The following is a 22,580-nucleotide window of genomic DNA, read 5'->3' on the forward strand; positions in this document are numbered from 1 at the left end:
CCTCGTCAGGCCGCCTTGGCCTTGGCGTCGGCCACCAAACGCGCCACCGTGGGCGACAGCTGGGCGCCGTTGCCGGTCCAGTAGTCGACGCGGTCGAAAGCCACGCGCAGCGGCTGCTCGGCGCCCGATGCCACCGGGTTGTAGAAACCGACGCGCTCGATGAAGCGGCCGTCACGACGGTTGCGCGAATCGGCGACGACGATGTTGTAGAAGGGACGCTTCTTGGCGCCGCCACGGGAGAGTCGAATCACGACCATGTTGTTTCCTCGAAACCTGACAACATCCACCGCACCACAGGAGACACTCAGGGCCAGGCAGATCGACAAGCAGAAGTGGGACTTCTGCCAAAAGGTTCGATGTCGTAGATACGCAGGCTTCGAGGTGACTCGGGCCCACCGCCATCGAAACCGCGCATTATAAACTCACCGGCCCTCTGCGCACGCCCGCCTCTCGCATGAACTCCTACAAATCCAAGACCCTGGCGGCCTGGCTGGCCCTGATCGGCGGCGGCCTGGGCCTGCACCGCTTCTACCTCTACGGCTCGCGCGACACCTGGGGCTGGCTCTGGCCGCTGCCCACGCTGATCGGCCTGTACGGCGTGCTGCGCGCCTACACGCTTGGCCAGGACGACCACCTGTCGTGGGCCCTGGTGCCGCTGCTAGGCCTGGCGTTGGCCGGCTCCATGCTCGCCGGCATCGTCTACGGGCTGATGCCCGATGAGCGCTGGAACGCCCGCTACAACGCCGACGCCTCTCGCCAGCATGAAGCCGGCTGGGGCGTCGTGTTTGCGGTGGTGTTGTGCCTGGGCCTGGGCGCCACCGTCTTGATGGCGACCATCGCCTACGGCGGCCAGCGCTACTTCGAATACCAGGTCGAAGAAGGCCGCAAGATCAGCCAGTGACCCTGGGGTTCGCAGTCACGCGAACAGCGAGAGGCTGATCCAGTAGAAGATGCCGGCCACAAAGGCCGAGGCGGGGATGGTGAAGATCCAGGCCCAGACGATGTTGCCTGCCACGCCCCAGCGCACCGACGAGGCGCTGCGCACCGAACCCACGCCGACGATGGCGCCAGTGATGGTGTGGGTGGTCGACACCGGCACACCCATCGCGGTGGCCAGGAAGAGCGTCAGCGCCCCGCCCGTCTCGGCACAGAAGCCACCCACCGGCTTCAGCTTGGTGATCTTCTGGCCCATCGTCTTCACGATGCGCCAGCCACCGAACATCGTGCCAAGGCCGATGGCAAGGTAGCACGCCCAGATCGTCCACGCCGGGGGCAGCTTGTCGCCTGCGGCCGAGTAGCCCGTGGCAATCAGCAGCATCCAGATGATGCCGATCGTCTTCTGCGCGTCATTGCCACCGTGTCCCAGGCTGTAGAGCCCTGCCGACACCAGCTGGAGCCTCCGGAACCAGTTGTCGACCCGAAGCGGTGAGCTGCGCCGGCAGATCCAGGCCACGAGCACCATCAGCAGCGAGCCGAGGATGAAACCCAGCAATGGCGACACGAAGATGAACGCCACCACCTTGAACACGCCCGACCCGATCAGCGCGCCGATGCCGGCTTTGCCGATCACCGCGCCGCAGATGCCGCCGATCAGTGCGTGCGACGAGCTCGACGGAATGCCATACCACCAGGTGATCACGTTCCAGGTGATCGCCCCGATCAGTGCCCCGAACACCACGTGGTGGTCGACCACACCGGCATCGACGATGCCCTTGCCCACCGTGGCCGCCACGTTGAGGTGGAACACCATGATCGCCAGCACATTGAAGAAGGCCGCGAACAGCACCGCCTGCTGAGGCTTGAGCACGCCGGTCGACACCACCGTCGCAATCGAATTCGCCGCGTCGTGGAAGCCGTTCATGAAGTCGAACAGCAGCGCGAGCACGACCAGCATCGCCACCACCCAGAACGCCACCTGGATCGTTTGCATCCGAAGCTCCGGGAGGGATCAGGAATTTTCGAGGACGACGCCCTCGATGAGATTGGCCACGTCTTCGCAGCGGTCGGAGATGGACTCGAGCTGCTCGTAGATCGCCTTCAGCTTGATCAGCTCGCGCACGTCGGTCTCTTCGCGGAAGAGCTTCGACATCGCCGAGCGCATCACCCGGTCGGCGTCGCTCTCCAGCTTGTCGATCTCTTCGCAGGTCTTGATCGCGGCTTCGGCCGCATCGCTCTGGCTCAGCTTCGGCAGCAGCGAGACGGCATGCTGCACGCGCTCGCAGCACTTGGCGCTCAGGTCGCCCAGGCGCAGCACCTCTTCGGTCATCGCCTTCACGTCGTAGAGCTGCATGGTTTCGGTCGCGTCCTGCAGCAGGTCGACGATGTCGTCCATCGCATTGATCAAGCTGTGGATCTGCTCGCGGTCAATCGGGGTGATGAAGGTCTTGTGCAGCAGGCGGTTGACCTCGGCCGTCACCTTGTCGGCGGAGCGCTCGGCCGACACCACCAGGTTGGCGTACTTCTCGCGCTGGTCGAGGTTGCTGTAGTTCTCGATCATCGCGATGAAGGCGCGGGCACCTTCGACGATGAAATTCGCATGCTGGTTGAAAAGCTCAAAGAAATTGCCTTCGCGTGGCAGCAGCTTGCCAAACAACATGGTGGGTTCTCCAGGGAGGGGGTCTCGTCAGGCCGCTTGATGCGGCTCTGTCACAGAACGGTCACAACGACAAGGCGCAGAGTGTAGCGCCCGGGTTACCCCGGGCCGAGCGGTCGCAGGTCGAACATCCCCCGTGGCCCCTCGAACTCCGTCAAGGCGTTGACGAGCGCGTGGAAATCGGCATCGCGCTCGACCGGATTGAAGTTCTCGCTGTTGACCACCATCAGCGGCGCCCCGTCGAAACTCTGGAAGTAGTCGGCATACGCGTCGCAGAGCTTCTGCAGGTAGTCGGACGCGATGCGTTGCTCCATCGCGATGCCGCGCTGCTTGATGCGCTGGATCAGCGTGGGCGGAGTGGCCTGCAGCCAGATGACGAGATCGGGCTGGGGCAGTTGGGCCGAGACCTGGGCGTACATCTGCTGGTACAGGTGGTACTCCTCGTCGCTCAGGTTCATGCGGGCGAAGAGAGCATCCTTCGCCAGCATGAAATCGCTGACGACCGCAGGCGCCAGCAGGCCCGGCTGGGCCAGCTCGCGCACCTGGCGCATGCGCTGGAAGAGGAAGAACACCTGGGTCTGGAAGGCATATCCCGGCACGTCGGCGTAGAAGCGTTCGAGGTACGGGTTCTCGTCGGCACGCTCGAGCATCAGCTCGGCACCCAGGTGCGCGGCGAGGCGGCGTGCGAGCGAGCTCTTGCCCGCGCCGATCGGGCCTTCGATGGCGATGTGGCGGAATCGGTCGAGGCCCTGCGCCGACATCAGTTGCGGAAGATGAAATAGACCGCGCCGATCAGGCACAGGCCGGCCCAGAGGTAGTCAAGCTTGAACGGCTCCTTCATGTAGACCATGGCAAACGGCACGAAGACCGCGAGCGTGATCACCTCCTGCGTGATCTTGAGCTGCGCGAGGGTGAAACCACCGCTGTAGCCGATGCGGTTGGCCGGCACCTGCAGCAGGTACTCGAAGAGCGCGATGCCCCAACTGATGAGCGCCGCGATGTACCAGGGGCTTGCCGACAGGCTCTTCAGGTGGCCGTACCAGGCGAACGTCATGAAGACGTTGGACGCCACCAGCAGCACCACGGTCTGCAACGGAATCGAGATGCCGGTCATGTCAAGCCGCCCTCCTCTGCCTTCACTGCCTTCACTTCAATCGCCGATGGCACCGTAGACCAGGTTGCGGAACAAGGCCCGCACCTCGTCACGCTGCCCCGGCGCCTGCACCATCAGCACGGCGTGCATGTCTTCTGCCGGGTCGACCCAGAACGTGGTGCCGGCCATGCCGCCCCAAAAGTACGCCCCCGCCGAGCCCGCCACCGGCGTGATGCCGGCCTGCAGGCGGACAGCAAAACCCAGGCCAAAGCCGTGCCCCGGCGGCAGCAGGTCGTTGACGCTCGGGATGGTGCCCAGGTGGTCGCTCGTCATCAGCTCGACGGTCTTGCGGCTCAGCAGCCGCTGGCCATCGAGCACGCCCTGGTTGAGCAGCATCTGCGTGAAACGCGCGTAGTCGGTGGCGGTCGACACGAGGCCGCCACCGCCCATGTCCAGTGCCACCGGGTCGCGCACGTCGAGCACACGCACCTCGGCACCCGTATCGGGGTCGTTCGCGAACGGTTCGGCCAGACGGCCCAGAGACATCGCCGGCACGTGGAAGCCGGTGTCGAGCATGCGCAGCGGCTCGAAGATCCGGCTGGAGAAGAAATCGCGCAGCGGCTGGCCCGAGACCACTTCCACCAGGCGCCCGAGCACGTCGGTCGCGCGGCTGTAGTCCCACACCGTACCGGGCTGGTACATCAGCGGCAGCTTCGCGAGAGCCTGGCTGAACTCGGCATTCGTCCAGTCGCGGCGGTAGATCTTGGCGCGGGCGTAGAGCTTGCGGATCGGCGCTTCGGCCAGGATCTCGTAGGTCAGCCCCGAGGTGTGGCGCAGCAGGTCCTGCACCGTCATCGCACGCACCGCGGGCACGCTGTCGATCTGGCCATCGGCGCGCACCACGCCGACCGCCACGTTCTTGAACTCGGGCAGGTACTTCGCCACCGGATCGTGCAGGAAGAGGCGCCCTTCCTCGAACAGCATCATCACGGCGACCGAGACGACTGGCTTGGTCATCGAATAGATGCGGAAGATGCTGTCGCGCTGCATCGGCTCGGGCAACGCCGGGTCGCGCCGCCCCAGCGCCTCGAAGTACGCCAGCTTGCCGCCACGCACCACCATCGCGACGACACCCGGCAGGCGCTGGCGGTCGATCTGCTCCTGGAAGGCGGCCGTCAGCCGGGCCAGCCCTTCCGGCCGGAAGCCGGCTTCCTGCGGCGACGCACGCTCGGGCAGGCGTGTGCGGGTCATGTTCATGCGGTCTCCAGTCGGGTGATGGCTTGCGTGGCGACGGCGGGCAAGAACTTCGCGATCGGGCCGCGGCCCGGAATCACGAGGCCATCGCCAGCCAGTTCGGCCAGGGGCAGCAGCACGAAGGCGCGTTCGTGCAGGCGAGGGTGCGGCACGGCGAGGTCGTCGGACGCGATCTCGCGGTCGCCATACAGCAGCAGGTCGAGGTCGAGCGTGCGCGGCGCATTGACATACGGCCGCTCGCGACCGAACTCGGCCTCGATGGCCTGCAATTGCGCGAGCAACTCATATGCCGTCAGTGTGGTGTGCAGGGCCGCGACGGCATTGATGAACTCGGGGCCGTGGGCGTCGACGGGCGCACTGCGATACAGCGACGAGACCGCTTCCACCCGGCTCGCCGGCATGCGGCCAAGCGCCTCGACGGCGCTGCGCACCGCATCGGCCGGGTCGCCCAGGTTGGCCCCGAGGCCGATGTAGGCCAGCAACGGCGCCACGTCGATGCGGGTCAGCTGTTGGAAGGCGGTGCGGCGTCGCCCGCACCACCTGCGGGCTTGCGGCGACGGCGGCGGCGCTTGCGCGGCGCATCGCTGCTGCCCTCGGGGAAACCGCTGTCACCGTCGGTGCCCTCGGCGGGGGCCGGCGAAGCTGCGGCGGCCGGTGCCCGCCGGCGCGGGCCGCCCGGGCCACGCACCTGCTCCACCAGCCGGGCGCGCTTCTCTTCGTCGGCCAGCGAGAACTCTTCCCACCAGCGCGCCAGCTCGGGGTCGCTCTCGCCCGCGTCGGCCCGCAGGCGCAGGAAGTCGAAGCCGGCGCGGAAGCGAGGCTGCTCGACCAGCGCAAACGGCCCGTTGCCGGTGCGCCGCTCGAAGCGTGGCTGCATGAGCCAGATCTCGCGCATGTCGGCCGCCAGCTTGCCGCGGCCGGAGATGTCGCCGATGCGCGCATCGAACACCGCGTCGACCGACTGCTGCAGCGCCGGGAACGGTGGTTCGCCCTTCTTCTTCAGCTTCTCCCAGCGGTCGAGCACGTCGTGCCACAGCATGCAGGCGAGCATGAAGCTCGGCGCTACGGGCTTGCCTTCGTTCACGCGGCGGTCGGTGTCCGACAGGGCGAGTTCCACGAACTTCTGCCGCTCAGGGTGCTTGTTGGCATCGGCCAGCACCACGTCGAGGATGGGGAACACGCCGGTGCGCTCGCCCACGAGGCCCTGCTTGCGCAGCTCTTCGATACTCGCCAGCGCATGGCCGGTCTGCAGGAGCTTGATCATTTCGTCGAAGGTGCGCGAGGCCGGCACGTCGTCGAGCAGGCCGGCGAGCTCGCGGATCGGCGCACGCGTCTTCGGGTCGATCGAGAAGCCGAGCTTGGCCGCAAAGCGCACGACGCGCACGATGCGCACCGGGTCTTCGCGGTAGCGGGTGGCCGGGTCGCCGATCATGCGCAGGACCTTCTTCTTCGCGTCCTTGATGCCGCCGTGGTAGTCGACCACGATCTGCTTCTGCGGGTCGTAGTACATCGCGTTGACGGTGAAGTCGCGCCGCGCGGCGTCTTCGATCTGCGGGCCCCAGACGTTGTCTCGCAGCACCCGACCGCTTGCGTCCACCGCATGGTGCTTGTCGGCCAGCTCGGCCTTCGAGGTCTTCTCGTTGCCGGCGACCTGCTCCGAGGCCGAGGCGTCGAGCATCGCGCGGAAGGTCGACACCTCGATCACCTCGTGCTCACGCCCCCGCCCGAACACCACATGCACGATGCGGAAGCGCCGGCCGATGATGAAGGCGCGGCGGAAGAGGCCCTTGACCTGCTCGGGCGTGGCGTTGGTGGCCACGTCGAAGTCTTTCGGGCGCAGGCCCAGCAGCAGGTCGCGCACCGCGCCGCCCACGATGTAAGCCTCGTAGCCGGCATCGGCCAGCGTCTTGACGACGCGGATGGCGTTGTCGTCGACGAGTTTCAGGTCGATGTTGTGCTCGGCCAGCGGCACTTCGACCCGCTTGCCCTTGGGGATGGCCGGCTTGGCGCTGGTCTTGCCCAGCAGTTTGTCTATGAACTTCTTGATCATCAGTCCGTCAATCGAACAGCCGAAGAATGCGCCAACCTCGCTCGCGGGCGATCGCTTCGAGCGGGGCGGAAGGGTTGGTGGCCACGGGGTCGGTCGCCATTTCGAGCAGCGGCAGGTCATTGGCCGAATCGCTGTAGACGCTGACACGCTCGAAGTCCTGCAGCTTGTGGCCCAGGGCTGCCAGCCACTCGTGCGTGCGCACCGTCTTGCCTTCGCGGAACGAGGGCACCCCGGCGATGCGGCCGGTGATGTTACCCCCGGGGTCCTTTTCGAGCTCGACGGCGAGCAGGTGGGCCACGCCGAAGGCCCGGGCAATGGGCGCGGTCACGAACTCGTTGGTGGCGGTGACGATGGCCACCAGGTCGCCCTGCTGCTGGTGGTGCTGCACCAGGTCGCGCGCCGCAGGCCGCATCTGGGGCGCAATCACTTCCTGCATGAAGCGGTCTTGCGCGGCTGAGCGCTCGCTCGCCGGGCGCTCGCGCCACGGCGCGGTGGCAAACGCGATGTAAGCGTGGATGTCGAGCGTGCCAGCCTTGTAGTGGGCAAAGAAAACGTCGTTCTGCCGGTCGAACTCTTCCGCGTCGACCCAGCCCTGGCGGATCATGAAGCGGCCCCAGGCGTGGTCGGAGTCGAGCGGGATCAGGGTGTCGTCGAGGTCGAAGAGGCACAGGTTCATGCCACGGCCCCCTTCTCTTCGGCCAGCATCTGCTTGAGCAGCGGCACGGTGATCGCGCGCTTGTGCACGAGGGCGAATTCGTCGAGGCGGTCGAGCACCATCATCAGGTGCTTGAGGTCGCGCGCAAAACGCGTCAGGAGATAACTCATCACGTCATCGGAGAGAAAAAGGCCGCGCCGGTCGGCCTCGCGGCGCATCGCCGCACGCGCTTCCGACTCGGCCAGCGGCGCCAGCGCAAACACGTGGCCCCAGCCGAGGCGGGTGCGCAGGTCGTCGCGCAGCGGGAGGTCCACAGGCGGCACGAGGCCGGCCGCGGCCACCGGAATGCGGTGCGTCGTGGCCTCGACAAAGAGCGCGAAGGCGGCATGCTGCTGGGCCTCGTCGAAACGGTCGCAGTCGTCGAACACGATCAACGCGTCGCTTTCGTCGAAATTCCAAGGGGGGGCCGACGTGGCATTGAACCACCCCACCCGCCCGCCCACGCGCTGCACGTGATGGGCCAGCGCCTGCAGAAGGTGCGTCTTGCCGACGCCGGCCGGGCCCCACAGGTAGACCGGCGCCGTCTGCTGCATCACGCCACGCAGGTGCTCCACCGCCGCGAGGTTCGGGCCTGCGACGAAGCTGTCGAAGGACCGGACCGGCTCGTCGGCAATGGCCAGGGGAATCTGTCTCACGCTCAGCCCAGGTAAAGCTTGCTGCCCGTGTACCAGGCCAGCACCCGCTTGCCTGCCACCACCAGCACCGCGCACACCGGCAACGCCAGCAGCACGCCGACGAAGCCGGCGAGATGACCGAAGGCCAGCAAGGCGAAGATCACCGTGAGCGGGTTGATGCCGATGCGCTCGCCCACGAGGCGCGGCGTGAGGATGAAGCTCTCGATCACCTGCCCGAGCCCATAGACCACCGCGACGGCGATCACGCCGTACCAGCTGGCGAACTGCAGCACGCCGGCGATCAGCGCCAGCAGCATCCCCAGGCCGAAGCCCAGGTAGGGAATGAAGACCGCCAGGCCCGTGAACACGCCGACCGGCACCGCGAGGTCGAAGCGAAAGAGCGCGAGGCCCACGCTGTAGAACACCGCGAGGATCACCATCACCAGCAGCTGACCGCGCAGGTACTGGCCGAGCATCTCGTCGCTCTCGCGCATGAAGCCACGCACGCTGTCGCGCAGGCGGGGCGGCACGAGGCCGTCGATGCGGCTGATGAGCCGGGGCCAGTCCATCAGCAGGTAGAACAGCACGGCCGGGACCAGCACCGCATTGCCGATCAGCGCGAGCAGGAAGCTGCCGCCGATGCGCGCCGAACTCAGCAGCGTGGTCAGCCCGTCTTCGACGTTGGCGCCGAGGTACTTGACGATGAAGGCCTTGATGCTGGCCACGTCGAGCGCGACTTCGATGCCGTATTGCGCGAGCCACGGCGACACGGTGCGGTTGAGCTTGTCGGCCAGGAGCGGCAACTGCTCGCGCAGGAGCGGCAGCTCCTTCGACACGATGGGCACGATCAGCAGCAGCACCGACAGGATCAGCACGAAGGCCGCCACCTCCACCAGCGTGACCGCCAGCACCCGCGGCACCTTGCGCTTCACCAGCTTCTCGACCGCCGGCTCGAGGATGTAGGCCAGGATGCCCGCGAAGAGGAAGGGCATGAGCACCGGCGCCAGCAGCCACACCAGCAGCACGCCGATGACGGCGATCAGGAGCCAGGAGAGGGTTTGCCGCTGGGCGGGAGTGAGTTGCATCGATGCCCGAGGGGAGCGAAGCTGCGGAAGCGCCAGATTCTAGGGGCAGGCAGCGGGGTGCTGGCCGTTCATACAGCGCTCAGTGCAGCGGGCCGTGGCCCGAGTCGCGAAGCGCCATCAGACGCTGGCCGATGGCGTCGCGGTCGGGGGCGTCCGCGCAATGGGCGAGGTAGGCACCGAGGTCGAGCGCCGCTGCATCGACCGCCCCCAGCTCCGCCTGTGCGAGGCCGCGGTCGCGGCGCTCGTCCCAGGCCTGGGGCAGCAGCACGACGAGGCGGTTCAGCACCGCCACGAGGCGCGGCCAGTCGGCGGAGGTGCGATAGATCTCCTTCAGGTTACGCAGCATGCGCGCCATCACGTCGCGTGGCGGCGCGGCCTGGAGGAAGAGGCTGAGCGGCACGTCGAGGTCGCCGGTCAGGCCCTGCCGGCGCCGGTAGGGCTGCAGAAGTTCATCAAGGCGCTCGCGCGAGAGCGACTGGCCGGTGAAGGGGTCGATCACCACCTCGCCCTCGCTCAGCTTGACCTTCACCAGGAAGTGCCCCGGGAACGAGACACCACGTGCCCGCAGCCCCGCCTGCGTCGCCAGCTCGATGTAGAGCAAGGCGAGCGTGATCGGAATGCCGCGGCGCGTTTCGATCACCGAGGCGAGCATGCTGTTCGCCGGGTCGTAGTAGTTGTTGACGTTGCCTGAAAAGCCCAGCTCGTTGAAGAAGAACTGGTTCAGCACACGCAGGCGCTGGCGCGGGCCGGCGTCGGCCGGCACCCGCACCTTCAGGCGGGCAGCGAGCGTGTCGATCTGGTGCAAGACCGACTGCGTGTCGAGCGCGGGGTTGTCGTCTTGCCCGAGGGAGACGGCCGCCTCGAGCAACGAGAAATTGTCGTCGTCGGCCACGAGCAGGGCGAAGTACTCCAGCGGGGTCTGAGCCTGGAACTGCGGGAAGGTGGGCATGGCGGTCAAGCGTGGGCGGCCAGTCTATCCGCGCCGCATGAACTGCTTGAACTTGAGGCCGGTGGCGAGCAAGGTCGCGAAGTACAACAGCACGGCCATCGCCATGCAGGCGGCCAGCCAGCCCACGCGTTGCCATTCGTGGCGGCCCAAGGCCACCCAGTCGACCAGGCCGGCGGCATACCAGAGCGCGCCGCTCATCACCGCAGTGGCCAGCACCACCCGCGCGGCGAAGGCGCCCCAGCCGGGGCTGGGCACGTAGCTGCCACGCCGGCGCAGGCCGAAGAAGAGCAGCAGCGCGTTGACGGTCGCGCCGAGGCTGATCGAGAGTGCGAGCGCCGCGTGGCCGAGGTAAGGCACCAGCAGCCAGTTGAGGATCTGCGTCAGCACCAGCACGCCCACGGCGATCTTCACCGGCGTGCGCACGTTGAGGCTGGCATAGAAGCCCGGCGCCAGCACCTTCACCGCCACGATGCCGATGAGGCCGACACCGTAGCCGCGCAGCGCCATCACGGTCTGGTGCACGTCGGCGGCGGTGAACTGCCCGCGATGGAACAGCACCGCGATCAGTGGCGTGCCGAAGACCAGCAGCGCTGCGGCGCAGGGCAGCGTGAGCAGCAGCACGAGGCGCAGGCCCCAGTCGAGCATCGCGGAATAGCCGGTGGCGTCGCCCCGCCCGTGCGCCTGCGAGAGCTGCGGGATGAGCACCACGCCGAGCGCCACGCCCAGCAGGCCGGTCGGGAATTCCATCAGCCGGTCGGCATAGAAGAGCCACGAGACCGCGCCCACCGACACGTGAGACGCGATCTGCGTGTTGATGATCATCGACAGCTGCGCGACCGACACCCCCAGCACCGCCGGCAGCATCAGCTGCAAGGTGCGGTGCACGCCGGGGTGGTGCCACGCCGCAGCGATGCGCGAAGGCGTGAGCCCGATGCGCGGCAGGCAGCCGATGCGCATCAGCGCCGGCACCTGGATCGCCAGCTGCAGCACCCCGCCCACCATCACCCCCACCGCCAGCGCATAGGCCGGCTCGATGCCCCAGCGGCGGAACTGCGGCACCAGCAGCCAGGCCGCCAGGATCATCGAGACGTTGAGCAGCACCGGCGTCGCCGCGGGCACCGCGAAGCGCTTCCAGGTGTTGAGCACCCCGGCCGCCAGTGCCACCAGCGACATGAAGCCGATGTAGGGGAACATGATGCGGGTCATCACGACCGCGCCGTCGAACTCCTGAAGCGCCGAGGCCATCAGCCAGACCACGGCCGGCGCGGCCACGATGCCGATGGCCACCGTCACGATCAGGGTCCAGAAGAGCATCGTGGCGACTGCGTCGACGAGCCGGCGCGTGGCGTCGTCGCCCTCACGCCCGCGTGTCTCGCCCAGCAGCGGCACGAAGGCCTGCGCAAAAGCCCCTTCGGCGAAGAGACGCCGCAAGAGATTGGGGATGCGGAACGCGACGTTGAACGCGTCGGCCCAGCCGCTGGCACCGAAGGCCGCGGCGATCAGGGTGTCGCGGGCCAGGCCGGTGATGCGCGAGGCCAGGGTCAGCAGGGAGACGGTGGACGCGGCGCGCAGCAGGTTCATGGGCGGCGGGATTATAGGTAGCGCCTGCTCACGATTTGCGGCCAGCCGATGGTGCCTGCTATACTCGCGGACTTCGCTCAACCCGGGTACAAGCTCAATGGCCACCTCCTCCAAAGCCAAAAAGACCGTCCGCATCGCCTCTGGCCGCAAGCGCGTGCGTCAAGACGTCAAGCTGAATGCTGCCAACACCGCGCTGCGTTCGAAGTTCCGCACCGTCATCAAGAACGTCCAGAAGGCCGTTGCCGCTGGCGACAAGGCGAAAGCCACCGAGATCTTCAAGGCCGCCCAGAGCGTGATCGACTCCGTGGCCGACAAGGGCCTCTTCCACAAGAACAAGGCCGCCCGCCACAAGAGCCGCCTGTCGGCCAAGGTCAAGGCCCTCGCCACCACCGCCTGAATCTGATTTCCCGGTCCCGCGAAGACAAAACCCGCCGAAAGGCGGGTTTTTCATTTCCGGAGCCGCATCGTCACGCGCCGGGCTTCGGCGGCGCTTCCGGCAACAGGCAGGCCTCGGTCACCTGCAGTTCGTTGTCGCGTGCGAAGTTCATGACGAAGTCCCACGCCATGATCTCGATATCGCGCAGCGCCTCGTTGACGATCACGCATTTCACGCCGTTGATCACGCGCGGCACGCAGTACGGCGAGTAGCCGATGAAGGCCCCCGGGCCGCCAGCCGTGGTGCCGCCGGGGCGGAAGCACGACATCGCCCCCGCCAAGCGCTCGGCCCAATCACTTGGGCGGAAGGTCCTGCCGTCCTTGGTCAGGCCCTGGATGAAGACTTCTCGGGGTTTGGGGGTGGTCATGCGGTGGCACGCGGGGTCAGCACGGCGTGCCGCGCTCGGGTCGTGCCCGGATACGGCCTGCGGTGAAGCCGCTATTGTGCCTCGCATGTGCTGCGATGCAGCACGCGCCGGGGTGAGTTCTGCCACGTCCATGGGGACTTATCGGCCACGGCCTCGCGCGCTGAAACGGCAGCGCGTGAACTGGCTCTCACGGCAGGCCAAAGTCGTTCGCATTTGCCGAACGAGACCTTTGCAAAACTCAACCCACCATCACCCTTTCCACGAGGCGGCCGCGCCATACACCCCCCTTAGAATCAAACGCCCCAGGCCCGCATTCCCTGCGGGCCTTGTCTCTTTCAGCGTCCCTCTTTTGGAGCCCCTCCATGAACGCCCCCGACAAGCTGTCTGCCTCCCCCATGCCGCACGTGATGCCAACCTATGGCCGCCTGCCGATGGCGCTGGCCTACGGCCGAGGCTGCTGGCTGTGGGACACCAACGGCAAGAAGTACCTCGACGGGCTCTCCGGCATCGCCGTCAACACGCTCGGCCACGCCCACCCGAAGCTCGTGCCGGCGCTGCAAGACCAGGTCGGCAAGCTGATGCACAGCTCCAACTACTACCAGGTGCCGCTGCAGGAGCAGCTCGCCGCCAAGCTGGTCGAGATCTCGGGCCTGACCAACGTCTTCTTCTGCAACTCGGGCCTCGAAGCCAACGAAGGCGCGCTCAAGATCGCGCGCAAGTTCGGCCATGACAAGGGCATCGAGAAACCCGAGATCATCGTCTACGAGAAGGCCTTCCACGGCCGCTCGATCGCCACGCTCTCGGCCACCGGCAACCCCAAGGTGCAGGCCGGCTTCGGCCCGCTGGTCGAAGGCTTCGTGCGCGTGCCGCTCAACGACATCGCCGCCATCGAGAAGGCCGCCGCCACCAACCCCAACATCGTGGCCATCTTCCTGGAAGTGATCCAGGGCGAAGGCGGCATCAATCCGACGCATGCCGAATACCTGCGCCAGGCCCGCCGCATTTGCGACGAAAAGGGCTGGCTGCTCATGCTCGACGAGGTGCAGTGCGGCATGGGCCGCACCGGCAAGTGGTTCGCGCACCAGTGGGCCGGCATCAAGCCCGACGTGATGCCGCTCGCCAAGGGCCTCGGCTCGGGCGTGCCCATCGGCGCCTGCGTGTGCGGCCCGCGTGCTGCCAACGTGTTCGGCCCCGGCAACCACGGCACCACCTTCGGCGGCAACCCGCTCGCCATGCGTGCGGGCGTCGAGACGCTGCGCATCATGGAAGAAGACAAGCTGCTCGAGAACGCCGCCAAGATGGGCCAGCTGCTCACCGACGGCTTGAAGCGCGAGCTGGGCGCCCTGCCCGGCGTGGTCGACATCCGCGGCCAGGGCCTGATGATCGGCGTCGAGCTCGACCGCCCCTGCGGCGAGCTGCTCGGCCAGGCTGCCGAAGCGGGTCTCATGATCAGCGTGACCGCCGACAAGGTGGTGCGCCTGCTCCCCGCGCTCATCATCAACGCCGACGAGGTGCAGCAGCTGCTGGCCATCCTCTGCCCGCTGATCAAGGCGTTTCTCGCCAAGCCCGCGTCATGAAGCCCGGCATGAGCCTCATCAAGCACTACCTGCAGTTCAAGGACCTGCGCGCCGAGGAATACGCCTACCTCTTCGACCGCACCGCGATCATCAAGCAGCGCTTCAAGAACTACGAGAAATACACGCCGCTGACCGACCGCACGCTGGCCATGATCTTCGAGAAGGCCAGCACGCGCACCCGCGTGAGCTTCGAGGCCGGCATGTACCAGATGGGCGGCTCGGTGGTGCACCTCACCACCGGCGACAGCCAGCTCGGCCGGGCCGAGCCGGTGGAAGACTCCGCCAAGGTCATCAGCCGCATGGTCGACCTGGTGATGATCCGCACCTACGAGCAGACCAAGATCGAGACCTTCGCGGCCAACTCGCGCGTGCCCGTCATCAATGGGCTCACCAACGAGTACCACCCCTGCCAGATCCTGGCCGACGTCTTCACCTTCATCGAGCACCGCGGCAGCATCCGCGGCAAGACGGTGGCCTGGGTGGGCGACGGCAACAACATGGCCAACACCTGGCTGCAGGCGGCCGACATCCTGGGCTTCACGCTCCACGTGAGCACGCCCACCGGCTACGAGATCGATCCCAAGGTGGCCGGCGTGGCGAACACCGGCTGCCTCAAGACCTTCAAGAACCCGCTCGACGCCTGCCGCGGCGCCCACCTCGTGACCACCGACGTGTGGACGAGCATGGGCTACGAAGCCGAGAACGAAGCGCGCATGAAGGCCTTTGCCGACTGGTGCGTCGACCGCGAAATGATGGCCGTCGCCCAGCCCGACGCGCTCTTCATGCACTGCCTGCCGGCACACCGCGGCGAGGAGGTCGAGGCCGAGGTCATTGACGGGCCGCAAAGCGTGGTGTGGGACGAAGCCGAGAATCGGATGCACGTCCAGAAGGCGCTGATGGAGTTCCTGCTACTCGGGCGCATCGGCTAGGCCTTGACCACACCCCCATGAAGATCGCCTTCATCACCGACCTCCATGCCAACCGCGAGGCGGTGTCGGAGGTTCTCGCACACGCGCGGTCGCAGCAGGCCACGAAGTACGTCTTCCTCGGCGACTTCGTCGGCTACGGCGCCGACCCGGCCTGGGTGGTCGACCAGATCCGCGAGCACGTGGCCCAGGGCGCCATTGCCATCCGCGGCAACCACGACGCCGCCACCGTGGCCGGCCCGCAGCCCACGATGATCGAAGACGCGCGCTTCACCGTCGCCTGGACGCGCGAGCAGCTCGACGACGCACAGGTCGACTTCCTCGCCAGCCTGCCGCTCACCGCCGTCGACGACGGCCGCCTCTACGTGCACGCCAACGCCTACGCCCCCGGCGAGTGGGGCTACATCCATGCACGGGCCGACGCGGTGCGCAGCATGCACGCCACCGCCTGCCGCACCACCTTCTGCGGCCATGTGCACGAGCCGCGGCTCTACCACCTCGCGCCCACCGGCAAGATCGGCGAGTTCCAGCCGGTGCCGGGCGTGCCCATCCCGCTCTCGCCACAGCGCCAGTGGCTGGTCATCCCAGGGGCCGCCGGGCAGCCGCGCGACAACAACCCCGCCGCCTGCTACGCCGTGTACGACAGCGAGAGCGCCGAGCTGACGTACTTCCGCGTGCCCTACGACTACGACACGGCTGCGGCCAAGGTGCGGGCCGCCGGCCTGCCACAACGTCTTGCCAAGCGTCTCGAAGATGGCGGCTGAACTCGACAACCCCCCGAGCAACTTCGGCGCGGCCGCGCCGGCCACGCACCCCCTGCGCCCCTTGCAGGCCGGTGAGCTGATCGACAACTTCAAGCTCGAGCGCCACCTGCACCAGGGCGGCATGGCCCACCTGTGGAAAGTGGTCGACGTGAGCAGCGACGACCCGATGGACCTCATCATGAAGGTCCCGCGCATCCTCGGTGGCGAGGACCCAGCGAGCATCGTCGGCTTCGAGGTCGAGCAGATGATCCTGCCCAAGTTGAGCGGCCCGCACGTGCCGCGCTTCGTGGCCAAGGGCGACTTCACCTCGCAGCCCTACATCGTGATGGAGCGCATCCCCGGCGATTCGCTGCGCCCGCTGCTCGACGAAGCGCCACTGCCCATCCCGAAGATCGTCGACATCGGCATCAAGGTGGCCACCGCGCTGCACGACCTGCACCGTCAGCACCTGGTGCACCTCGACGTGAAGCCGAGCAACATCATGTTCCGCATCACCGGCGAAGCGGTGCTGATCGACTTCGGCCTGTCGCGCCACGACCAGCTGCCCGACCTGCTCGACGAGGAGTTCGAGCTGCCGATGGGCACCGGCCCCTACATCTCGCCCGAGCAGGTGCAGTTCGTGCGCAACGACCCGCGCAGCGACCTTTTCGCGCTCGGCGTGATCCTCTACCACCTGACGACCGGCGAGCGCCCCTTCGGCGCGCCCGACTCGGTGCGCGGCCTGCGCGAGCGGCTCTACCAAGACCCGGTGCCGCCGATCACGCTGCGCAAGGACTGCCCGCCCTGGCTGCAAGAGATCATCCTGCAGGCGCTCGAACCCAAGCCCGAAGAGCGCCAGCAGACCGGCGCCCAGCTCGCCTTCCAGCTGCAGAACCCGAGCCAGGTGCCGCTCACCGAGCGCGCGAAGAAGCGTGAGCGCAGCGGCACGATGAAGCGCATGTCGCGCTGGTTCTCCGCGCTGGGCGCCGAGCCCAATGCGCGCGCCAGCGCCACCACGCAGCTCGCCCGAAGCCCCATCCTGCTCGCCGCCGTCGACGTGGGCCACGCGGAGACCGATCTGCTCGAAGCCCTGCGCCTGACCGCCCTGCGCCTGCTGCAGACCGAGCCCAACGCCCGTCTCGCCTGCCTCGCCGTGATGAAGACCGCCCGCATCGGCATGGACGAGCTGCTCGAAGCCGACGGCAGCAGCAAGCACGTCAACCTGCTCGTGCAGCTCAAGCACTGGGCCCGCCCGATCGCGAAAGAGATGAAGCTCGACATGCAGTCCGGCCGCATCACCTTCCATGTGCTGGAGGCGCCCGACCCGGCCACCGCCATCGTCGACTACGCGCGCAAGAACCAGGTCGACCACATCGTGATGGGCGCGCGCAGCAGTGGTGGGCTGCGCCGCTACCTCGGCAGCGTGTCGACCGAGGTCACCGCGCAGTCCGAGTGCAGCGTGACCGTGGTGCGCGCCCCGGCGCGCAGCCAGTAGGCCGGCAGACAGCCATGCTGCTGACGCGCCGCCCCATCGCCCCGCTGGTGCCGCACGTCGAGATGCTGTGGGCGAGCGAGCGTGGTGCGCAGCCGCACACGCGCGAGTTCAACCTGCCCACCGGCCGTGTCGACATCGTGATCCCGCTGCTCGACGGCCAGCGCATCAGCCGCTACCGCAGCCACGACGACGCCGCAGGCGAGCACTTCGATGGCGGCGTGGTGCACGGCGCGCACGACCGGGCCTGCCAGCGCGACACCGGCAGCTCCTCATGCGTGGTCGGCGTGCACTTCAAGCCCGGTGGCGCCGCGGCGTTCTTCGGCGGCGCCCTGCCCGCGCTGCGCAACCGGACCGTGCCGCTCGACGCCCTCTGGGGCCCGAGTGCCCGCGCATTGCGCGAGGATCTGCAAGACACACCCGGCCTGCACGCCCGCCTGCTGCACCTCGAGGCGTATTTGATGGCGCGGCTGGCGCTGGCCCCGCACGACGATCGGCTGATGGCGCAGGCGGTGCAGGCGATGGCGCAAGACCCCACCGCGATCCACGTCGAGCCCCAGCAACGCGCGAGCGGCCTCGGCCCCACACGCTTCATCGCGCGCTTCGAGCGGCACGTGGGCCTCACGCCCAAGCGTTACGCCCGCGTGCTGCGCTTTCACACGCTGCTGTCACGCCTGGCGCTCGCGCCTTCAAGCGACTGGGCACTCACCGCCGCCGAGGCCGGCTACGCCGACCAGTCGCACCTCATCCACGAGTTCAGGCGCATCACCGGCCTCACGCCCACGGCCTACGCGCCGCTGCAACCCGACCAGCCCAGCCACATGGCCGTGCCGGGGGCGGTGAAAAAACCTCCAATACGCCCCGCCGCCGGCTGCCTAGCATGGGCCAATCGCCCCAAGGAGCCCTCATGAAGAACAGCATCCACGAGTTGTACGCCTACCTCTGCGTGCCGAGCGCGCAGCAGGCCATCGATTTCTACACACGGGCCTTCGGTGCCGAAGAGCTGTACCGGCTGACCGAGCCCTCCGGCCGTGTCGGCCACGTCGAGCTTCAGATGGGCCCGAGCGCGGTGCTGATGATTTCCGAGGAGTACCCGGAATTCGGCATCACCGCGCCACCGGCCCAGGGCCTGTCGGGCATGGTCATCCACCTGCATGTGGACGATTGCGATGCGATGGGCGAGCAGGCGGTGGCCTGCGGGGCCACCCTCATCAGCCCGCCCGCCAACCAGTTCTACGGCGAGCGCTCGTGCAAGCTGCGCGACCCGTTTGGCCACACCTGGCTCATCGGGCACTCGATCGAGAAACTGTCGCCGCAGGAGATGCAGCAGCGCTACACCGAGCTGATGCAGAACGGAGGCTGATGCCTCCGTGCGCAAAACGGGAGCTGATGCAGCTCCCGTCGTGGCGTCACTCCGTGGTCCCGTCCGGGAACACGACGATGGTGCGGGCCGGCTTCGTGCCGTTCACCGACACACGTGCTTCCTTGACCTTGCCGTTGAGCGTGGTCTCGACCTTGTATTGCCCCGGCGGCACCTTGGCCCACAGGTACGGGCCTTCGGTCTTGGTCTCGAGCACCACGTCGCCGCTCTTCGCGTTGATCACCCGCACATCGGCATCGGCGGTGAAGGCATTGCGCGCGCCATCACGTTCGTAGACCTCGATGTTGAGCGGGAACTGGCTGCGTGCGGCATTGAACGCCGGCAGTTGCTCGTAGGGGATGCCGCCGGTCACGTAGCTCACGCTGCCTGAGGTCTGCACTTCCGGCAACGGCACCGCTTCGCCCGGCAGCACCGAGCGAGCCGACGCGCCGGGGGGCGGCGAGGCCGGTTCGTCTTGCGCCTTGGCCGGGTGGCCGGCCAGTGCCAGGGCGGCGATGGCGGCCGGGATCAGCAGGTGCGGAATCGAATTCTTCATGGCGTCCTCTCAAGGTTGTTGGGAAGGTACGCATTTGTCGCTCAATTCCGCCCCGCTGTTTCGCCGCCAGCCCACCATTGATGCAGATTGCGGCCAAGTCCTACGGCCTCATCAGCCGAGGTTCACCGGTACGAAGATCCGTTCTCCGTCACGCTCGACCAGCAGGGCCACGCTCTTCGGCTTGCCCGACATCACGCTCTTGATCTGATCGACCGAAGTGACCGGCTTGCCGTTGATGGCGATGAGCACGTCGCCCCGCTCGATGCCGGCGCGAGCCGCCGCGCCCGTCACGTTCTCGACCAGCAGGCTGCCTTCGGTCTCGACCTGGCGGCGCTCGTCGCGCGACAGCGGGCGCAGGGCCAGGCCAAGCTGGCCGGCGCGGTCGGCCTGGTCGTCGTTGGCGGCCTGCTGCTGCGCGTCTTCGGCGCCGCCGAGCGTGGCGTCGACGTCGATCTGACCCCGGTCGCGCCAGACCTTGAGCTTCACCTTGTCGCCGGGGCTGGCCATGCCGATCAGGCTGCTCAGCGACCCCGAGCGCACCACCGGCTCGCCGTTCACCTCGGTGATCACGTCACCCGGCTTCAGGCCCGCCTTGGCGGCCGCGCTGTTGCGCGACACGCTCGCCACGAGCGCGCCGTCGGGCCGCTTCATGCCGAACGATTCGGCGAGCGACTGGTTCACGTCCTGCACCGTCACGCCCAGGCGGCCGTGCTGGGCCTTGCCGGTGGCGACGATCTGGTCCTTCACCTTCAGCGCCACGTCGATCGGGATCGCGAACGACAGGCCCTGGTAGCCGCCCGACTGCGAGTAGATCTGCGCGTTGATGCCCACCACCGTGCCGCTGCCGTCGAAGAGCGGGCCGCCCGAGTTGCCGGGGTTCACCGCCGCATCCGTCTGGATGAAGGGCACCACCGAATCGCCCGGCAGCGAGCGGCCCTTGGCGCTCACGATGCCTTGCGTGGCGGTCTGCTCGAAGCCGAAGGGAGAGCCGATCGCCATTACCGGGTCGCCCACTTCCAGCTGCTTGGGGTTGCCCAGGCGCACGGTCGGCAGGTCTTTCGCGTTGATGCGCAGCACCGCCACGTCGGTGGTCGGGTCGCTGCCCAGCACCTTGGCGGTGAACTCGCGGCGGTCACTCAGCTTGACGGTCACGTCCTTCGCTTCGCGCACCACGTGCGCGTTGGTGAGGATCAGGCCATCGGCGCTGATGATGAAGCCCGAGCCCTGGCCGCGGAACGGCTGCTCCGGGATGCCGCCACGCCCGCGCGGCGCCTGCATGCCCGGCAGGCCGCGGAAGAACTTGAAGAAGGGGTCGTTCTCGAAGCCGGGCGGCAGGCCACCCTGCATCTGCTGCTCGTCGGCCGAGAGCTTGTGCGTGCCCGACACCGTCACGCCGACGACGGCCGGGCCCGCCTGCGCAAAGATCGCGCGGTAGTTGGGCACCACTGCCTGCGCCGGGATGGGCGCGACCGGCGCCATCGCCGCGGCAGCGGTCGTGGCGGCCGTGGCGCCCGTGGCCGAAGGTGTGGCGGCGGCGACCACCGCCGGCGGGGTCGACGGCGCTGCTTCGGCCTTGTCCTGGAACCACGGCTTCAGGCTGAACGCGCCAGCCGTGCCCATCGCGAGGACACCCGCAGCCACCAGGGTGGCATTCAGAGGGTTGAGTTTCATGGCGAGCCTTTCGTTTTCAGGAGATCCGAGCGGGGCCACCCCCGCATGCGGCAACGATAGAAAGGCCCTATGAAGGCATTCTTAGGCGAGCGTTAGGTGAAAGTTAAGCCGCGGGCTGCCGAAAAGGCCAGGTTTGCCGGGCATCTTCCGGCCCATGCCGCACGACCGTCCACCGTACCCTTCAGCCTGTGGACCGTCCCGACCTGTATCAGATCTTCTATGTGAGCCGCTCGCTCGCCTCGCGCGAGCAGGTGCACGACATCGTGGCCAACGCGCGCACGCTCAACGCACGCCGCCAGTTGACCGGCTCGCTGCTCTACACGGGTGGGCACTTCGCGCAGCTGATCGAGGGGCCGGCCGTCTCGCTGGCCGAGACGATGGTGGCCATCGCGGCCGACCACCGGCACGACACCGTGCGCACGCTCGTCAAAGGTCGTCTTGCCGCACGCCGCTACGGCGAGGCGCAGATGGCCTACACCGAAGCCCCCGGGGCCAACGAGCTGATCGCCAACCTGCTCGGCACGCGCCGCGTCAACACCCGTCGGGCCCAGCGCGTGCTCGACCTGATGTTCAAGCCCTGAGCCTGTTCACTCCGTCGCCGTCACCGGCGGCAGCGCGGCGCCGCAATCGCGGCAGAAGCGGTCCGACATCGAATGCCCGTCGCTCCCGCAGGCGGTGCAGTGGCGCGTGCGCGGGCGCAGCTTCTGGGCGGTGAATTCGGCGCTCACGATGCCGGTGGGCACGGCGAGCGTGCCCCAGCCCAGGAGCATCATGATCGACGCGATGAAGCGCCCGAGGTCGGTCTTGGGCGTGATGTCGCCGAAGCCCACTGTCGTCATCGTGGTGATGGCCCAGTACACCCCCGTCGGAATGTTGTGGAAACCGTGCGCCGGCCCTTCCACCACGTACATCAGCGTGCCCATGATGAGCACGACGATCATCACGAACGACAGGAAGACGAAGATCTTGCGGCGCGACTCGTAGAGCGCCCGCCCGAGCGCGCCGTATTCGGCGATGTAGGCGCTGAGCTTGAAGATGCGGAAGATGCGCAGCAGCCGCAGCACCCGCACGTCGATCAACGCATGCAGGCCGGGCACGAGGATCGCGAGGTACGTGGGCAGCACCGCCACCAGGTCGATCACGCCGAACACGCTGCGGGCGTAGCGCAGCGGGCGCTGCACGCACACCAGCCGGGCGATGTACTCCAGCGTGAAGAGCAACGTGAAGCTCCACTCCAGCACGGTGAAGAGGCCGCCGTAGGCCGCGTGAATCGAGGCGATGCTGTCGAGCACCACCACCACGAGGCTCGCGAGGATGAGCCCGATCAGCACTTCGTCGAACAACTTTCCGGCGACCGTGTCCGATTCGAAGATCACGCGAAAAAGCTTGCGGCGCCACCCGGCCGCGGGCCGGCCATAGGGGTGGAGTTCGGCGTCGGAGCCCTCGCTCGGCGCGGCGCGGGTCGGTGTGGCGATGCTCATGGGCGCCGATCGTATGCGAGCCCGCAGGGCAGTTGGC

The 22,580-nt window shown here is 67.7% G+C and carries 26 protein-coding genes; 9 read left to right on the plus strand and 17 right to left on the minus strand.

What is annotated here, in order from left to right; genetic code table 11:
• Nucleotides 1–5: 5 nt before the first annotated feature.
• Nucleotides 6–257 (minus strand): 30S ribosomal protein S16, encoded by a 252-nt coding sequence (rpsP, locus tag RXV79_RS17810; protein ID WP_296716598.1) that lies wholly within the window; start codon nucleotides 255–257, stop codon nucleotides 6–8.
• Between the two features lie 197 nt (nucleotides 258–454).
• On the opposite strand from rpsP, the gene RXV79_RS17815 reads away from it, so the two are divergent.
• Nucleotides 455–901, plus strand: a complete 447-nt coding sequence (locus RXV79_RS17815; RefSeq protein WP_316699419.1) for an NINE protein — start codon at nucleotides 455–457, stop codon at nucleotides 899–901.
• Between the two features lie 15 nt (nucleotides 902–916).
• Here RXV79_RS17815 and RXV79_RS17820 read toward each other — a convergent pair whose 3' ends face one another.
• The 12 genes from RXV79_RS17820 to murJ form a co-directional block, all read right to left on the minus strand.
• Nucleotides 917–1,930: an inorganic phosphate transporter gene (locus RXV79_RS17820; protein WP_316699420.1), complete on the minus strand. Its 1,014-nt coding sequence runs from the start codon at nucleotides 1,928–1,930 to the stop codon at nucleotides 917–919.
• A gap of 18 nt (nucleotides 1,931–1,948) precedes the next feature.
• Entirely contained in the window at nucleotides 1,949–2,596 is a 648-nt protein-coding gene (locus RXV79_RS17825) for a DUF47 domain-containing protein (RefSeq protein WP_316699421.1), read from the minus strand.
• A gap of 95 nt (nucleotides 2,597–2,691) precedes the next feature.
• Nucleotides 2,692–3,354: a deoxynucleoside kinase gene (locus RXV79_RS17830; protein WP_316699422.1), complete on the minus strand. Its 663-nt coding sequence runs from the start codon at nucleotides 3,352–3,354 to the stop codon at nucleotides 2,692–2,694.
• Nucleotides 3,354–3,707: a DMT family protein gene (locus RXV79_RS17835; protein ID WP_316699423.1), complete on the minus strand. Its 354-nt coding sequence runs from the start codon at nucleotides 3,705–3,707 to the stop codon at nucleotides 3,354–3,356. Before RXV79_RS17835 ends, RXV79_RS17830 begins: the two co-directional genes overlap by 1 nt.
• A 36-nt stretch (nucleotides 3,708–3,743) precedes the next feature.
• Nucleotides 3,744–4,943, minus strand: coding sequence for a serine hydrolase domain-containing protein (locus tag RXV79_RS17840; RefSeq protein WP_316699424.1), 1,200 nt, complete (start codon nucleotides 4,941–4,943; stop codon nucleotides 3,744–3,746).
• Nucleotides 4,940–5,431: a 2-amino-4-hydroxy-6-hydroxymethyldihydropteridine diphosphokinase gene (gene folK / locus RXV79_RS17845; RefSeq protein WP_413816624.1), complete on the minus strand. Its 492-nt coding sequence runs from the start codon at nucleotides 5,429–5,431 to the stop codon at nucleotides 4,940–4,942. Before folK ends, RXV79_RS17840 begins: the two co-directional genes overlap by 4 nt.
• Nucleotides 5,432–5,442: 11 nt before the next feature.
• Nucleotides 5,443–6,990, minus strand: a complete 1,548-nt coding sequence (gene pcnB, locus RXV79_RS17850; RefSeq protein ID WP_316699425.1) for a polynucleotide adenylyltransferase PcnB — start codon at nucleotides 6,988–6,990, stop codon at nucleotides 5,443–5,445.
• A gap of 7 nt (nucleotides 6,991–6,997) precedes the next feature.
• Nucleotides 6,998–7,666 carry a histidinol-phosphatase gene (locus RXV79_RS17855; RefSeq protein ID WP_316699426.1) on the minus strand — a complete coding sequence of 223 codons (669 nt, stop codon included), beginning with the start codon at nucleotides 7,664–7,666 and terminating at the stop codon, nucleotides 6,998–7,000.
• The gene (hda, locus tag RXV79_RS17860) at nucleotides 7,663–8,340 is read right to left on the minus strand and encodes a DnaA regulatory inactivator Hda (RefSeq protein ID WP_316699427.1); all 678 of its coding nucleotides are present in this window, start codon (nucleotides 8,338–8,340) and stop codon (nucleotides 7,663–7,665) included. The genes RXV79_RS17855 and hda overlap by 4 nt, the downstream gene beginning before the upstream one ends.
• A gap of 2 nt (nucleotides 8,341–8,342) precedes the next feature.
• A complete protein-coding gene (locus RXV79_RS17865) occupies nucleotides 8,343–9,404 on the minus strand; it encodes an AI-2E family transporter (protein ID WP_316699428.1) in 1,062 nt (353 codons plus the stop codon).
• A gap of 79 nt (nucleotides 9,405–9,483) precedes the next feature.
• A complete protein-coding gene (locus tag RXV79_RS17870) occupies nucleotides 9,484–10,353 on the minus strand; it encodes a SirB1 family protein (protein WP_316699429.1) in 870 nt (289 codons plus the stop codon).
• Nucleotides 10,354–10,377: 24 nt separating this feature from the next.
• Entirely contained in the window at nucleotides 10,378–11,934 is a 1,557-nt protein-coding gene (murJ, locus tag RXV79_RS17875; protein WP_316699430.1) for a murein biosynthesis integral membrane protein MurJ, read from the minus strand.
• 97 nt (nucleotides 11,935–12,031) lie between these two features.
• Between murJ and rpsT the strand changes: the two genes are divergently transcribed.
• Nucleotides 12,032–12,331 carry a 30S ribosomal protein S20 gene (gene rpsT, locus RXV79_RS17880; RefSeq protein ID WP_316699431.1) on the plus strand — a complete coding sequence of 100 codons (300 nt, stop codon included), beginning with the start codon at nucleotides 12,032–12,034 and terminating at the stop codon, nucleotides 12,329–12,331.
• Between the two features lie 70 nt (nucleotides 12,332–12,401).
• On the opposite strand, the gene RXV79_RS17885 is transcribed toward rpsT, so the two are convergent.
• Nucleotides 12,402–12,737 (minus strand): DUF3579 domain-containing protein, encoded by a 336-nt coding sequence (locus tag RXV79_RS17885; RefSeq protein WP_316699432.1) that lies wholly within the window; start codon nucleotides 12,735–12,737, stop codon nucleotides 12,402–12,404.
• 362 nt (nucleotides 12,738–13,099) lie between these two features.
• On the opposite strand from RXV79_RS17885, the gene RXV79_RS17890 reads away from it, so the two are divergent.
• From RXV79_RS17890 to RXV79_RS17915, 6 genes are read left to right on the plus strand one after another with little or no spacing between them, the layout of a single operon-like run.
• Nucleotides 13,100–14,314: an aspartate aminotransferase family protein gene (locus tag RXV79_RS17890; RefSeq protein ID WP_316699433.1), complete on the plus strand. Its 1,215-nt coding sequence runs from the start codon at nucleotides 13,100–13,102 to the stop codon at nucleotides 14,312–14,314.
• Entirely contained in the window at nucleotides 14,311–15,243 is a 933-nt protein-coding gene (argF, locus tag RXV79_RS17895; protein WP_316699434.1) for an ornithine carbamoyltransferase, read from the plus strand. The genes RXV79_RS17890 and argF overlap by 4 nt, the downstream gene beginning before the upstream one ends.
• A gap of 17 nt (nucleotides 15,244–15,260) precedes the next feature.
• Complete coding sequence (locus tag RXV79_RS17900; protein WP_316699435.1) at nucleotides 15,261–16,004, plus strand: metallophosphoesterase family protein; 744 nt, start codon at nucleotides 15,261–15,263, stop codon at nucleotides 16,002–16,004.
• Entirely contained in the window at nucleotides 15,994–17,478 is a 1,485-nt protein-coding gene (locus RXV79_RS17905; RefSeq protein ID WP_316699436.1) for a protein kinase domain-containing protein, read from the plus strand. Before RXV79_RS17900 ends, RXV79_RS17905 begins: the two co-directional genes overlap by 11 nt.
• Before the next feature lie 14 nt (nucleotides 17,479–17,492).
• Nucleotides 17,493–18,386 (plus strand): AraC family transcriptional regulator, encoded by an 894-nt coding sequence (locus RXV79_RS17910; protein ID WP_316699437.1) that lies wholly within the window; start codon nucleotides 17,493–17,495, stop codon nucleotides 18,384–18,386.
• Nucleotides 18,383–18,838 carry a VOC family protein gene (locus RXV79_RS17915; RefSeq protein WP_316699438.1) on the plus strand — a complete coding sequence of 152 codons (456 nt, stop codon included), beginning with the start codon at nucleotides 18,383–18,385 and terminating at the stop codon, nucleotides 18,836–18,838. The genes RXV79_RS17910 and RXV79_RS17915 overlap by 4 nt, the downstream gene beginning before the upstream one ends.
• Before the next feature lie 46 nt (nucleotides 18,839–18,884).
• Here the strand turns inward: RXV79_RS17915 and RXV79_RS17920 are convergent, their stop codons facing one another.
• Nucleotides 18,885–19,391: a hypothetical protein gene (locus RXV79_RS17920; RefSeq protein WP_316699439.1), complete on the minus strand. Its 507-nt coding sequence runs from the start codon at nucleotides 19,389–19,391 to the stop codon at nucleotides 18,885–18,887.
• A 111-nt stretch (nucleotides 19,392–19,502) separates the two neighbouring features.
• Entirely contained in the window at nucleotides 19,503–21,062 is a 1,560-nt protein-coding gene (locus RXV79_RS17925; RefSeq protein ID WP_316699440.1) for a Do family serine endopeptidase, read from the minus strand.
• A 188-nt stretch (nucleotides 21,063–21,250) separates the two neighbouring features.
• On the opposite strand from RXV79_RS17925, the gene RXV79_RS17930 reads away from it, so the two are divergent.
• Complete coding sequence (locus RXV79_RS17930; protein ID WP_316699441.1) at nucleotides 21,251–21,643, plus strand: BLUF domain-containing protein; 393 nt, start codon at nucleotides 21,251–21,253, stop codon at nucleotides 21,641–21,643.
• Nucleotides 21,644–21,649: 6 nt separating this feature from the next.
• On the opposite strand, the gene RXV79_RS17935 is transcribed toward RXV79_RS17930, so the two are convergent.
• Entirely contained in the window at nucleotides 21,650–22,543 is an 894-nt protein-coding gene (locus RXV79_RS17935; RefSeq protein ID WP_316699442.1) for an ion transporter, read from the minus strand.
• Nucleotides 22,544–22,580 lie beyond the last annotated feature (37 nt).

This window comes from Piscinibacter gummiphilus, from assembly GCF_032681285.1.
In the GTDB taxonomy this organism is placed as follows: domain Bacteria; phylum Pseudomonadota; class Gammaproteobacteria; order Burkholderiales; family Burkholderiaceae_C; genus Rhizobacter; species Rhizobacter gummiphilus_A.

Bases quoted from the DNA above. Each gene is read 5' to 3' on its own strand.
- rpsP (WP_296716598.1), bottom strand. From the start codon at position 257: ATGGTCGTGATTCGACTCTCCCGTGGCGGCGCCAAGAAGCGTCCCTTC.
- RXV79_RS17815 (WP_316699419.1), top strand. From the start codon at position 455: ATGAACTCCTACAAATCCAAGACCCTGGCGGCCTGGCTGGCCCTGATC.
- RXV79_RS17820 (WP_316699420.1), bottom strand. From the start codon at position 1,930: ATGCAAACGATCCAGGTGGCGTTCTGGGTGGTGGCGATGCTGGTCGTG.
- RXV79_RS17825 (WP_316699421.1), bottom strand. From the start codon at position 2,596: ATGTTGTTTGGCAAGCTGCTGCCACGCGAAGGCAATTTCTTTGAGCTT.
- RXV79_RS17830 (WP_316699422.1), bottom strand. From the start codon at position 3,354: ATGTCGGCGCAGGGCCTCGACCGATTCCGCCACATCGCCATCGAAGGC.
- RXV79_RS17835 (WP_316699423.1), bottom strand. From the start codon at position 3,707: ATGACCGGCATCTCGATTCCGTTGCAGACCGTGGTGCTGCTGGTGGCG.
- RXV79_RS17840 (WP_316699424.1), bottom strand. From the start codon at position 4,943: ATGAACATGACCCGCACACGCCTGCCCGAGCGTGCGTCGCCGCAGGAA.
- pcnB (WP_316699425.1), bottom strand. From the start codon at position 6,990: ATGATCAAGAAGTTCATAGACAAACTGCTGGGCAAGACCAGCGCCAAG.
- RXV79_RS17855 (WP_316699426.1), bottom strand. From the start codon at position 7,666: ATGAACCTGTGCCTCTTCGACCTCGACGACACCCTGATCCCGCTCGAC.
- RXV79_RS17865 (WP_316699428.1), bottom strand. From the start codon at position 9,404: ATGCAACTCACTCCCGCCCAGCGGCAAACCCTCTCCTGGCTCCTGATC.
- RXV79_RS17870 (WP_316699429.1), bottom strand. From the start codon at position 10,353: ATGCCCACCTTCCCGCAGTTCCAGGCTCAGACCCCGCTGGAGTACTTC.
- murJ (WP_316699430.1), bottom strand. From the start codon at position 11,934: ATGAACCTGCTGCGCGCCGCGTCCACCGTCTCCCTGCTGACCCTGGCC.
- rpsT (WP_316699431.1), top strand. From the start codon at position 12,032: ATGGCCACCTCCTCCAAAGCCAAAAAGACCGTCCGCATCGCCTCTGGC.
- RXV79_RS17885 (WP_316699432.1), bottom strand. From the start codon at position 12,737: ATGACCACCCCCAAACCCCGAGAAGTCTTCATCCAGGGCCTGACCAAG.
- RXV79_RS17890 (WP_316699433.1), top strand. From the start codon at position 13,100: ATGAACGCCCCCGACAAGCTGTCTGCCTCCCCCATGCCGCACGTGATG.
- argF (WP_316699434.1), top strand. From the start codon at position 14,311: ATGAAGCCCGGCATGAGCCTCATCAAGCACTACCTGCAGTTCAAGGAC.
- RXV79_RS17900 (WP_316699435.1), top strand. From the start codon at position 15,261: ATGAAGATCGCCTTCATCACCGACCTCCATGCCAACCGCGAGGCGGTG.
- RXV79_RS17905 (WP_316699436.1), top strand. From the start codon at position 15,994: ATGGCGGCTGAACTCGACAACCCCCCGAGCAACTTCGGCGCGGCCGCG.
- RXV79_RS17910 (WP_316699437.1), top strand. From the start codon at position 17,493: ATGCTGCTGACGCGCCGCCCCATCGCCCCGCTGGTGCCGCACGTCGAG.
- RXV79_RS17915 (WP_316699438.1), top strand. From the start codon at position 18,383: ATGAAGAACAGCATCCACGAGTTGTACGCCTACCTCTGCGTGCCGAGC.
- RXV79_RS17920 (WP_316699439.1), bottom strand. From the start codon at position 19,391: ATGAAGAATTCGATTCCGCACCTGCTGATCCCGGCCGCCATCGCCGCC.
- RXV79_RS17925 (WP_316699440.1), bottom strand. From the start codon at position 21,062: ATGAAACTCAACCCTCTGAATGCCACCCTGGTGGCTGCGGGTGTCCTC.
- RXV79_RS17935 (WP_316699442.1), bottom strand. From the start codon at position 22,543: ATGAGCATCGCCACACCGACCCGCGCCGCGCCGAGCGAGGGCTCCGAC.